An 11,688-nucleotide genomic window follows, 5' to 3' on the forward strand; every position below is an offset into this window, starting at 1 on the left:
CAGTGCCGCCGTCGGGGCGACCGCCGGAGCCGTGGCCGGTGCGGTCGGGGTGGCCTCTGCCGCCGTGGTACCCGCCTCCGGTGCGGTCGCCGGAGCGGCCGGCACGGTGGCCTGCCGTTCCTCCGCCGGAAGCGTCCCGCTGAGGTGCTGGCGGAGGGAGCGGGTGGCCAAGGTGCGCATGGCGCGGGCGAGTTCGGCGTCGATGGTCTGCTGGGCCAGCGGGCGCAGCCGGCGTACCAGGGCGGCGGCCTCCGCGGCCTCGTCCTCGGTGGGCGGGTGGTCCAGGAACGGCCGGAAGACGTGCTCGGTGGTGAAGTCCAGGAAGCGCGAGGCGATGTGCTCCACCTGGCCACGCAACTCCCGCAGATGCTCCGAGATGGCTGTCAGCGGGACGCCGGCGGAGTGCAGTTCGACAGCGACGGCCAGTTCCCGCGGGCTCGGCACCAGGAACGCGTCGTCCCGGCCGGGGAGGCGCTCCAGGACGCCCAGCTCGACGGCCTCGGCGAGGGCCGTCTCATCGGGGCTGCCACCGAAGGCGGCGTCCAGATCGGCGCGGCTGATCCGGGAGGCCTGCTCGTCGGTCCATGGCCCGTCGATCTCGGCGACCAGACCCAGCACCCCGCCGAGGTCGAGTCCCGCGTCCCAGGCTGCGAGGAGCTCCTTGATGCTGGCGAGGGTGTAGCCGCGGTCGAGCAGATCGGCGATCTGGCGCAGCCGGGCCAGGTGGGCATCGCCGTAGACGTTCGCCCGGCCGCGGCGCTCCGGCCGGGGGAGCAGGCCGCGGTCCTGGTAGGCGCGGATGGTGCGGACGGTGGCGCCGCTGAGCTGGGCCAGGTCCTCGATGCGGTACTCGGCTGAGCGGTAGGCGGCTGGGGGGAGTTCGGCTGTGCGGGATGCGGCCGACGGCGGCTGCTCGGTCACTGTGGTGCTCCTCATGAGATGGCCGCGTGCAACGGGCGGTCGGCGCGGCCCGTCGATCCGCCGCAGACCGCGCGCGCCGGGGACGACGCCGGGCGACGGACGCGCACCGCGGCCCTTCCTGCGGGGGATGGTACGGCCGTCGCGGACGCCTCGGTATCGCCGTGCCGGTGCCGTGTTCCGGCGCACCCGACTGGCCAACGCATCCGGGCGGCGGCTCCGGCCGATGGGCCGTGCGGCGGCGTACCCGGCCGGCGGGCCCGTGCGGTGGCGCACCCGGCCCGGGTGCCGGTGTACCTGGGCGGCGTATCCGGGCGGCGGCTCGTGGACCCGGTGGACGGCCGGGGGCACCGGCCGCCCGCGGGCACGTCGGAGCGCGTGGCCCGTTGGGGCAGGGCGTCCCGGGCTACAGCTTCGGTTCGATGCGGGCGAGGGCGCGCAGGGCCCGCGGGGCGAGGCGGGACAGCAGACGGACACTGCGGGCCTCGGGGGTGACCGGCACCACCGCCTGGTTGCGGGCCACCGCGCGCAGAATCGCGTCGGCGACCTTCTCCGGCGGGTAGTTGCGCAATCCGTACATCCGCGCGGCCCGGGACTGCCGGCGTTTCTCCTCCTCGGCGGAGACACCAGCGAAGCGGGCAGTGGCAGTGATGTTGGTGTTGACCAGGCCGGGGCAGATGGCCGAGACACCGATGCCTTGGCCGGCCAGTTCGGCGCGCAGGCACTCGCTGAGCATCAGCACCGCAGCCTTGGAGGTGCTGTACGCGGGTAGCAGCCTCGACGGCTGGAAGGCGGCGGCCGAGGCGGTGTTGACGATGTGCCCGCCCTGCCCGCGCTCCGCCATCCGTCGGCCGAAGAGCCGGCAGCCGTGTATGACGCCCCACAGATTGACGTCCAGGACCTTCTTCCAGTCCTCGGTGGTGGTCTGGAGGAAGGAGCCGGACAGGCCGATCCCGGCGTTGTTCACCAGGACGTCGACGGTGCCGTACTCGGCGTCGACCTTGTCGGCGAGCTTCTCCATCGCTGCCTCGTCCGAGACGTCCACGGCCTCTGCCCAGGCCTGCGGGGCGCCGATCAGCCGGGACATCTCGGCGGTCCGCGCCGCGCCCTCGGCGTCCCGGTCGACGGCGACGACCCGGGCGCCGGCCTCCGCGAAGGCGAACGCGGTCGCCCGGCCGATACCGCTGGCCGCACCGGTGACCAGCACCAACTGGCCCCCGAACCGGTCCGCATAGGCTCCGGAGGCCGCGTGCCGCTGCGCCGGATCGCCCTCCTCCCTGGCGGTGATGAACTCGGTAACCCAGGAGACGAGTTGGTCGGGCCGGGTACGGGGCACCCAGTGTTTGGCGGGCAGGGTGCGGCGCAGCAGCTGGCGCGCCCACTGCTCCAGATCGTCGTAGAGCCGGGGCGAGAGGAAGGCGTCGCCGGTGGGCGTGATGAGCTGGACCGGGCAGTGCGCATAGGCGTCCGTGCGCGGGCGGCGGAGCCGGGGCAGCACATTGTCGCGGTAGAGCCAGGCGCCGTGGGCCGCGTCGGTCGGCAGGGAGGCGGTCGGGTAGTCGCCGGCCGGCACCTTCTCCACCCGCTCCAGTACCCGCGGCCAGCGCTTGCCGAGCGGCCCCTTCCAGGCCAGCTCGGGCAGCACCGGGGTGTGCAGCAGGTACACGTACCAGGACTTGGCGCTCTGATGGAGGAGCTGGGCGGCGCGGCGGGGGGTCGGGCGCACCGTCCGCTTCTTGATCCAGTGGGCGAAGTGGTCCAGCGACGGGCCCGACAGGGAGGTGAAGGACGCGATCCGGCCCTCCGTGCGCCGTACGGTGGCGAACTCCCAGCCCTGTACCGAGCCCCAGTCATGACCGACGAGGTGGACCGGGCGGTCGGGGCTGACGGCGTCGGCGACGGCCAGGAAGTCGTCCGTCAGCTTCTCCAGCGTGAAGCCGCCCCGCAGCGGCCGCGGGGCGGTAGACCGGCCGCAGCCCCGGACGTCGTAGAGCACGACGTGGAAGCGTTCGGCCAGCCCGCGGGCGACCTCGGACCACACCTCCTTGCTGTCCGGATAGCCGTGTACCAACAGCACGGTGGGCTGCGCCGGGTCCCCGAGTTCGGCGACGCACAGCTCCACGCCACCGGTGCGCACCCAGCGCACCGAAGCCCCCGCGAGCCCCGCCACCGGCCCTTGCCCCCGGTCCTGGGCCGACCGCTGCTCCGGGCCCTGCCCCGGCCCCGGGCTCTGCCCCGGGCCCTCGACCCGGCCCCGACCTCGGCCCTTGTCCCGTCCTCGTCCCGTGTTCACGCGGCCTTCTCCTCCTGCCAGCGCCGCACATGCGGCAGATCGTCGTCCAACCAAAAGGCGCTCTCCTGCGGGTCCTTGGAGTCCGTCACCACCAGCAGCTCCTCGAACTTCGCGCCGGTTCCCCGGAATCCGAGGTGGGGTTCGACCGCCCAGACGCCCGGCTTCGGCGGGTGGTCGGAGAAGGTGTACGGGCTCCACAGCGGGGACCAGCCGTCACGGTGCCCGTGCAACGCATCGGAGGCGAGGCCCTTCAGGGACTGGGTTCCGAACCCGAAGAGCGTGGGGGACCAGCGCCGCGGCCTGACCCGGCCGACCTTGTGCGCGATGACGCCGAAGGGGTAGGCGCGGTGCCGGTTGGCGTAGCCCTGCCGCACCATCAGCCGGTCCACGTCCTCGTAGATCTCCCGCAGCGGGCGCCGTTCGCGCACCTCGCGCAGGATCAGTTCCCGGTGGGCCTCCAGGTCGGCGAGCAGCCGGTCGTGCACGGGGTTGAGGCCCAGACAGCCGGAGTAGCCGATGTCGGCCGGGTAGCCGTTGAGGATGGGCGCCATGTCGAGGATGAAGGCCATCCCCGGCTCCAGCGCGCGGTTGGTGGGGAAGAACTGCAGCGGTATGCGGAAGTTGACGAAGGCCGTGCGGTCGCCGAACCAGGCGAACGGCAGATGGAACCAGTCCCGTACCCCGCGCTCGTGCAGCCAGTCGCGCTGCATCCGTGCCGCCGTGCGCTCGGTGACACCGGGCTTCAGCTGGGCCGCCACGGCCTCGGCACAGGCGTAGGCGAGCCGTTGGACCTCTCTGAACCCCCTGAGTTCGGTGCCGAGTCCACCTGCTGCCGCCGGCTTCGCTGAGGAGACTGGGGCCATCGCCAACCGTCCGTCCGTGAGCAGTTCATCGCGGTGCGTACCCAAAACCTGACACTGATGAATGTGACAATGACTGGCGGCGGCGTCAAGGGGGCGATGGGCTCCCGCACCGCCGCTTGGGCGGGCGGCGCCCACCCGGCCCACGCCGACCCCGACGCCGAGCCCGCTCAAAGCAGGAGAACCCCTACGGGCCGTAATACCGCAGGCTGACCCACAACCCATCGTCTGGTCTGACGACCGGCTCGACGGGCAGCACTACCGTCGATGACGTGACTGTGATCGTGACCGAAAGCCTGAGCAAGCGGTTCCCGCGGGTGACCGCCTTGGACCGGCTCTCCGTTGACATCGCCCCCGGCGTGACGGGCCTGGTGGGTGCCAACGGCGCCGGAAAGTCCACCCTGATCAAAATCCTCCTCGGCCTGGCCCCGGCCACCGAAGGCAGCGCACATGTGCTCGGTCTGGACGTGACCAAGGACGGTGGCACGATCCGTGAGCGGGTCGGCTACATGCCCGAGCACGACTGTCTGCCGCCGGACATCTCGGCCACCGAATTCGTGGTGCACATGGCCCGGATGTCCGGTCTGCCGCCGACCGCCGCCCGGGAGCGCACCGCCGACACACTGCGCCACGTCGGCCTGTACGAGGAGCGCTACCGCCCCATCGGCGGCTACTCGACGGGCATGCGGCAGCGCGTCAAGCTCGCCCAGGCGCTGGTCCACGACCCGGAGCTGGTGTTCCTGGACGAGCCCACCAACGGCCTCGACCCCGCCGGGCGGGACGAGATGCTCGGCCTGATCCGGCGCATCCACACCGACTTCGGCATCTCGGTCCTGGTCACCTCCCACCTCCTCGGCGAGCTGGAGCGCACCTGCGACCACGTCGTCGTCATCGACGGCGGCAAGCTGCTGCGCTCCTCCGCCACCGATGAGTTCACCCAGGTCACCACCTCGCTGGCGGTGGAGGTCACGGACACCGACAGCCATCCGGACGGCACCGGGGCGCTCCGCGCGGCGCTGGCCGGCGCCGGTGTCGCGGCCGCCACCGGCTCCCCCGGCACCGACGGCCTCGCGGCCTCCGGCCGGATCCTCCTGATCGAGGTGGCCGGCGAGGAGACCTACGACCTGGTGCGGGACACCGTCGCCGGGCTCGGACTCGGTCTGATCCGCATGGAGCAGCGCCGCCACCGGATCGCCGAGGTCTTCCGCGACGCGGACACGGACGCGGCATCCACTGGTCCCGCTGGATCCACCGGTTCTGCTGGATCCAGCGGAACCGCCGAAGCTGCCGGTCCCGCTGGTCCCACCGGCTCTGCCGGTCCCGCCGGAGCCACTGGCACCGGCGGAGCCACCGATCCCATCGGGTCCGCCGCCGCGGGCGCCCCCGGCACCCCGTACGCCACCCGGGAAGGAGGCGCCCCCGATGTCGCCTGAGCCCACACCGTCCGCCTCCGCCGCCCCGCGGTCCGTCTCCGCGGCCCAGGGCGGGGCGTTCATCCACAACATCGGCTACCGCCACTACGACGGCCCCCGCCTGGGCCGCGCCTACGCCCGCCGGTCGCTGTACTCCCAGAGCCTGCGCGGCGCCTACGGCCTGGGCCGCTCGGCTAAGAGCAAGGTGCTGCCGATGCTGCTGTTCGCCGCGATGTGCCTGCCGGCCGCGGTGATGGTCGCCATCACGGTGTTCACCAAGGCCGGCAGCCTGCCGGTCGGCTACACCCGCTACGCCATCAACCTCCAGGCCGTCATGGGTCTCTACCTCGCCGCCCAGGCCCCGCAGACCGTCTCCCGAGATCTGCGCTACAAGTCCGTACCGCTGTACTTCTCCCGCCCCATCGAGCGGGTCGACTACGTGGCGTCGAAGTTCGCGGCCATGGCCAGCGCCCTGTTCCTGCTCACCGCCAGCCCGCTGCTGATCCTCTACATCGGGGCGCTGCTGGCGAAGCTGGACTTCGTCGACCAGACCGAGGGCCTGGCCAAGGGACTGGTCATCGTGGTGTTGGTCTCCCTGCTCTTCGCCGCGATAGGCCTGGTCGTCGCCGCGCTCACCCCACGCCGCGGCTTCGGCGTCGCCGCCGTGATCGCCGTACTGACCATTCCCTACGCCGCGGTCACCGCCATCCAGAACATCGCCTTCATGCAGGGCAATGAGTCCGCAGTGGGCTGGTTGGGGCTGTTCTCCCCGATCACCCTGATCGACGGGGTGCAGTCGGCCCTCCTCGGTGGCGCCAGCTCCTTCCCCAACGGCCTGGAGCCCACCACCGGTGCCGCCGCCGTCTACCTCCTCGTCATCCTGTCCGTCGTCGCCGGCAGCTATGCCCTGCTGATGCGCCGCTACCGCAAGGCCGGACTGTGACACCCACCCGTTCTCCCCACCCGTCGGAGGAAGGGGCCGTGCCCATGAGTGCCCGCCCGTCGCCCGACCACCACCCCTCAAGGAATGGGCTGCGCCCATGAGTGCCCGCCCGTCGCCCGACCACCACCCCTCAAGGAATGGGCCGCGCCCATGAGCACACTTAGGATCGATCACGTCTCCCGCTGGTTCGGCAACGTCGTTGCGGTCAACGACATCACCATGACCATCGGCCCCGGCGTCACCGGCCTGCTCGGCCCCAACGGCGCCGGCAAGTCCACCCTGATCAACATGATGGGCGGCTTCCTCGCCCCCTCGGGCGGTTCGGTCACCCTCGACGGGGCGACGATCTGGCGCAACGCCGCGATCTACCGCCACATCGGCATCGTCCCCGAGCGCGAGGCGATGTACGACGTCCTCACCGGGCGCGAATTCGTCCTGGCCAACGCCGAGTTGCACGGCCTGGGACGGAAGGAGGCGGCCCGGGCGCTGGCCACCGTCGAGATGGAGTACGCCCAGGACCGCAAGATCGCGACCTACAGCAAGGGCATGCGGCAGCGGGTGAAGATGGCGTCCGCGTTGGTCCACGACCCGTCCGTGCTGCTGCTCGACGAGCCCTTCAACGGCATGGACCCGCGTCAGCGGATGCAGCTGATGGAGCTGCTGCGGCAGATGGGCGAGCAGGGCCGCACGGTGCTGTTCTCCTCGCACATCCTGGAGGAGGTCGAGCAACTCGCCTCGCACATCGAGGTGGTGGTGGCCGGCCGGCACGCCGCGTCCGGTGACTTCCGCAAGATCCGCCGGCTGATGACCGACCGCCCGCACCGCTACCTCGTCCGGTCCGACAACGACCGGGCGCTGGCCGGTGCGCTGATCGCCGACCCCTCGACGTCCGGCATCGAGGTCGACCTCGCCGAGGACGCACTGCGCATCCAGGCCGTCGACTTCGCCCGCTTCACCGAACTGCTGCCGCGGGTCGCCCGCGACCACGGCATCCGGCTGCTGACGGTCTCGCCCTCCGACGAATCGCTGGAATCCGTCTTCTCCTACCTCGTAGCGGCCTGAGGCCTGAAAGGAGCCCTGACGCATGTCCACGACCACTCCGACGGCCCCGCCGGCCTCCGCCGCCCCCAAGGCGGCACTGTTCCACCCGACCGTCGCCCGGCTCACCTACCGCGGTCTGCTCGGCCGGCGGCGGGCCCTGATCCTCTTCGCGCTGCCCGCCTTCCTGGTGGTCATCGCGGTGGCCGTGCGCGTGCTGGCCGGCGCGGACGACTCCACCGCCGGCAGCATCCTGGGCGGTTTCGCCCTGGGCACGATGGTGCCGCTGATCGGCGTGATCGCCGGTACGGGCGCGATCGGCCCGGAGATCGACGATGGCTCGGTCGTCTACCTCCTGGCCAAGCCGGTGTCCCGGCTGACGATCGTGCTCACCAAGCTCCTGGTCGCGATCGGTGTCACGGTCGCCTTCTCCGCGGTCCCGGTGCTGCTGGCCGGGTTCCTCCTCAACGGCAACAGCCAGCAGATAGCGGTGGGGTACGCCGTGGCCGCGGCCGTCGCCTCGATCGCCTACAGCGCCCTGTTCCTGCTGTTCGGCACCATCTCCCGGCACGCCGTGGTGTTCGGCCTGGTCTACGCCCTGGTCTGGGAGTCGCTCTTCGGGAACCTCGTCCCCGGCGCCCGCACCCTCAGCATCCAGCAGTGGGCACTGTCCATCGGCCAGCACGCCGCAGCGGAAGGCGCGATCACCTCCGCCGTCGGACTGCCGCTCGCCGTCGTGCTGTTGGTGGTCCTGACGGTCGGCGCCACCTGGTACACCGGCCGCCGGCTCAAGGCGCTCACCCTGGCGGGTGAGGAGTAGGAACCGAACCGGCGGCGGGGAGCGGGCGGGCAGGGCGGGCACGGTGTACGGGGCGTCGCTGCGCGCCCCGTCGCCCCGTCGTCGCCGCACTGTGCCCCGTCGCCGAGCCACCGCACCGTGCCTTGGGGGCGCCGCCGCATCATGCCCCGATGAGCGTCGCTGCATCGTGCCCCGACGAGCGTCGCTGCATCGTGCCCTGAGGTGCCACCGCACCGTGCTTCGCTAGGCGCCCTCGCCGGTGCCCTTCTGCCGGTCGTTGAACTCCTGGACGTTGCGCAGGTGCTCCTGGTAGTCCGCGGTGAATCGGGTGTCGCCCGGCTTGACTGTGACGAAGTACAGCCAGTCGCCCTCGGGCGGCGCACCGGCCGCCTTCAGCGCCTCCGCACCCGGGTTGTCGATCGGCGTGGGCGGCAGGCCCTCGTACTTGTAGGTGTTGTAAGGGCTGTTGGTCTTGGTGTCGTCGTGGCTGGTGTGGAGGGTGCTACGGCCCAGCGCGTAGTTGATCGTCGAGTCCATCTGCAGCGGCATGTGTCGGGCGATCCGGTTGGTGATCACCCGTGCCACCTTGCCCATGTCCGCCGGCCGGTCCGCCTCGGCCTGCACGATGCTGGCGATCACCACCGTCCGGTAGGAGGTGATGCGGTCCGCGGCGAGTCGCTGGTTGGCGGTCTTGACCATGTACGAGAGCAGCGAGGCCGGCGTGGCGTCCGAGGCGACCGGATAGGTCGCCGGGAAGAGGTAGCCCTCCGGGTTGCCCTTGGCCTCGGCCGGCAGCGGCAGCCGTGCGCTCCTGGCGGCCTTCTCGGTGGAGCCGCTGGGCAGGTGCAGCGCCTTGTCGGCAGCGGCGTAGACCTGGCCGGCCCGCTGTCCCTCCGGGACGGTCAGCTGCTGCTCGGGCCCGATGCCGCGCAGCAGCCGGGGCACGACCACCACGGCCACGATGACCAGGACGGCCAGCACGGCCACCAGAAGGAGCCGGCCGGTGCGGGAGAACCGCGGTCCGGGCCGGCGAACGGTGGGGGGAACCTCGCTCATGAGGGCACGGTAAGCGACGACCGGTCGGCCGAGGGGCGGCCACCCCCGGATCGTTGCCGATGACGGAGAGTGTTCACCCTGTCGTCACGGGACCTCGTCCCGCGTCCTCGTCACGGTTCCTCGTCCCGCACGCTCGTCACGAATCCGCGCCACGAACTCTCGTCCCGGATTCTCGTCCCGCACGCTCGTCACGAACTTGCGGCATGGGCTCCCGTCACGCAGTGGACCAGGGAGTGCGGCCGGGGCGGTCGGCAGGGCCGGGACCTGGGCGGGAGACGTGAGCGCCCGGTGCTCGGTGCCCGGTGCTCGTCCCGTCCGCCTTGCCCAGTCGCCCCGTCGGTTCGTTGCCCCATCGACCCCATCGACCCCATCGACCCCATCGGCCCCGCCCGGCCCCGACCCCGACCCCGAACCCTGCCCCGCAGACCCCCTTCACCTCACAGTCCGATGTCCCGCTCCTGGATGTCGGCCAGCGACTCCCGGCGTACGAGGAGCCGGGCGTGGCCGTCGGCGACCGCGACGACCGGTGGGCGGCCGACGAGGTTGTATCCGGAGGCCATCGACAGGTGGTAGGCGCCGGCCACCGGGACGGCCAGCAGGTCGCCGGGGCGGATGTCGCCGGGCAACTGGACGTCGGTGGCCAGCACATCGCCCGCCTCGCAGTGCCGACCCACGACGCTGACCGGCTCCGGCGCGGCGGGCGAGGCGCGGCCGACCAGCCGGGGCGCGTAGCGGACCCCGTACAGGGCGGGCCGCGGGTTGTCGCTCATCCCGCCGTCCACCGCGACGAAGGTGTGCGCCCCGGTGCGCTTGACGGCCAGTACGCGGTAGAGCACCACGCCGGCCGGCCCCGCGATGGCCCGGCCGGGCTCGATCGCCAGCCGTGGCACCGGCAGACCGGCCGCCGCACAGCTCCGCACCAGCTCCGCGCGGATCCTGGTGCCCAGTGCGGCGACGTCGAGGACGGGCTCGCCGGGGCGGTAGGCGACGCCGTGGCCGCCGCCGAGGTCCAGCTCGGTCAGGGCGGTGCCGTGCTGCTCCCGGATCCGGGCCAGCAGGCCGACCAGCCGCCGTACGGCCGACAGGTAGGGCTTGGCGGTGGTGATCTGGGAGCCCAAGTGGCAGTGCAGCCCGGCCAGTTCGAGGCGCGGCTGGTTGAGCACCCGGGTGACCGCGTGCTGCGCCGAGCCGTCGGCGATCGACAGTCCGAACTTCTGGTCGTCGGTCCCGGTGCGGATCTTGGCGTGGCCGCCGGCGGCGATGCCCGGTACGACCCTGATCAGCACCTTCTGGCGGCTGCCCGCCGGGACCGCGGCGGCCAGCCGGGCGATCTCCGAGGTGGAGTCGATGACGATCCGCCCGACCCCGAGCCGCAGCGCGGTCCGCAGGTCGGCGGGGGACTTGGCGTTGCCGTGCAGCACGATCCGTTCGGGCGGGAAGCCCGTGGTGACGGCCAGTTCCAGCTCGCCCGCCGAGCAGACGTCCAGCCCCAGACCCTCCTCCTGCACCCAGTGGACCATCGCGCGGCACAGGAACGCCTTGGCCGCGTAGTAGACATCCGAGCCCGGGAACGCCTGGAGGTATCCCCGGCAGCGCCGGCGCACCTCCTCCTCGTCCAGGACGTAGGCCGGGGTGCCGAAGCGGTCCGCGAGTTCGGTGAGCGGGACCCCGGCCAGCGCGACATCACCGTGGGTGAGGGGTGCGGCGGAGGCCGGCCAGACGGACCGGCCGGCGGGGCGGGGCGCGGCCGGCGCCACTGTGGGCGGTGCGACAGCTGCCGTCGGTGCTGATGCCGCCAGTGCCGGTGCCGTCGGTGCCGTGGCCGCTGCCGCTGCCGTTGATGCTGCGGCAGTCGCCGCGGTGGCCGTTGGCGCGGTGACCGGCGGCGGGGCGGCGGCCTCCTGGGCGGTGCGGGGCAGTGTGCGGTGGCTCATGATCGTCGCCCCTCCCTCAGACGGCCCGTAGGTAGTGGTGCCTGCGCGGCCTCCGGGACACCTCGGCGGTGAGTCGGGGGTCGACGGTCAGCGCCGTCGCCCCGACCGGTTCGGCCAGGGCGCGCAGTGCGGACTCGGAGAGCCTGATCCAGCACTGACCGGCGCCCAGGGCCGCGGCCAGCCGCTGGGCGGAGGTGAAGCCGACGGCGGTCCGACCGCCGATCGGGGTGCGGAAAAGGCGGGCCGTACAGCCCGCGGGGCCCGACCGGACGGGGACGAACAGAGGCCCGGCCGGGACACGATCGGCGGGCTCGGGATCTTCCGCGTAGAGATGGTGGGACACGGCGTTGCTCCTCGGAGGGGACATCGGCGGCCCCGGGCCGGTGGAGGAAGCAAACGCCGGGGCTCGCCCAAACGACGCTATGCCCGGGGAAC

The 11,688-nt window shown here is 72.4% G+C and carries 9 protein-coding genes and 1 pseudogene; 4 read left to right on the top strand and 6 right to left on the bottom strand.

What is annotated here, in order from left to right; all coding sequences use genetic code 11:
• Positions 1-141 precede the first annotated feature (141 nt).
• From AB0G84_RS17485 to AB0G84_RS17495, 3 genes and pseudogenes are all read right to left on the bottom strand, one after another.
• Positions 142-843 (bottom strand): annotated as a pseudogene (locus AB0G84_RS17485) (MerR family transcriptional regulator); the annotation flags it as partial.
• Positions 844-1,324: 481 nt separating this feature from the next.
• Positions 1,325-3,088 carry an SDR family oxidoreductase gene (locus AB0G84_RS17490; protein WP_361321072.1) on the bottom strand — a complete coding sequence of 588 codons (1,764 nt, stop codon included), beginning with the start codon at positions 3,086-3,088 and terminating at the stop codon, positions 1,325-1,327.
• Positions 3,089-3,207: 119 nt separating this feature from the next.
• Positions 3,208-4,074, bottom strand: a complete 867-nt coding sequence (locus tag AB0G84_RS17495) for a M24 family metallopeptidase (RefSeq protein ID WP_361321002.1) — start codon at positions 4,072-4,074, stop codon at positions 3,208-3,210.
• Between the two features lie 275 nt (positions 4,075-4,349).
• On the opposite strand from AB0G84_RS17495, the gene AB0G84_RS17500 reads away from it, so the two are divergent.
• The 4 genes from AB0G84_RS17500 to AB0G84_RS17515 all read left to right on the top strand — a co-directional run bounded on the left by AB0G84_RS17500 (position 4,350) and on the right by AB0G84_RS17515 (position 8,284).
• Complete coding sequence (locus AB0G84_RS17500) at positions 4,350-5,504, top strand: ABC transporter ATP-binding protein (protein WP_361321074.1); 1,155 nt, start codon at positions 4,350-4,352, stop codon at positions 5,502-5,504.
• The gene (locus tag AB0G84_RS17505) at positions 5,494-6,426 is read left to right on the top strand and encodes an ABC transporter permease (RefSeq protein ID WP_361321004.1); all 933 of its coding nucleotides are present in this window, start codon (positions 5,494-5,496) and stop codon (positions 6,424-6,426) included. The genes AB0G84_RS17500 and AB0G84_RS17505 overlap by 11 nt, the downstream gene beginning before the upstream one ends.
• Before the next feature lie 150 nt (positions 6,427-6,576).
• Complete coding sequence (locus AB0G84_RS17510) at positions 6,577-7,488, top strand: ABC transporter ATP-binding protein (protein ID WP_361321006.1); 912 nt, start codon at positions 6,577-6,579, stop codon at positions 7,486-7,488.
• A 22-nt stretch (positions 7,489-7,510) separates the two neighbouring features.
• Entirely contained in the window at positions 7,511-8,284 is a 774-nt protein-coding gene (locus tag AB0G84_RS17515) for an ABC transporter permease subunit (RefSeq protein ID WP_361321008.1), read from the top strand.
• A 222-nt stretch (positions 8,285-8,506) separates the two neighbouring features.
• Here the strand turns inward: AB0G84_RS17515 and mltG are convergent, their stop codons facing one another.
• The 3 genes from mltG to AB0G84_RS17530 all read right to left on the bottom strand — a co-directional run bounded on the left by mltG (position 8,507) and on the right by AB0G84_RS17530 (position 11,596).
• Positions 8,507-9,319 carry an endolytic transglycosylase MltG gene (gene mltG, locus AB0G84_RS17520; RefSeq protein WP_361321010.1) on the bottom strand — a complete coding sequence of 271 codons (813 nt, stop codon included), beginning with the start codon at positions 9,317-9,319 and terminating at the stop codon, positions 8,507-8,509.
• Between the two features lie 437 nt (positions 9,320-9,756).
• Positions 9,757-11,253 (bottom strand): diaminopimelate decarboxylase, encoded by a 1,497-nt coding sequence (lysA, locus tag AB0G84_RS17525; RefSeq protein WP_361321012.1) that lies wholly within the window; start codon positions 11,251-11,253, stop codon positions 9,757-9,759.
• 16 nt (positions 11,254-11,269) lie between these two features.
• Positions 11,270-11,596, bottom strand: coding sequence for an SAV_915 family protein (locus tag AB0G84_RS17530; RefSeq protein ID WP_361321014.1), 327 nt, complete (start codon positions 11,594-11,596; stop codon positions 11,270-11,272).
• Positions 11,597-11,688: the final 92 nt, after the last annotated feature.

The organism is Streptomyces sp. NPDC020742 (assembly GCF_040641675.1).
Lineage (GTDB): Bacteria > Actinomycetota > Actinomycetes > Streptomycetales > Streptomycetaceae > Streptomyces.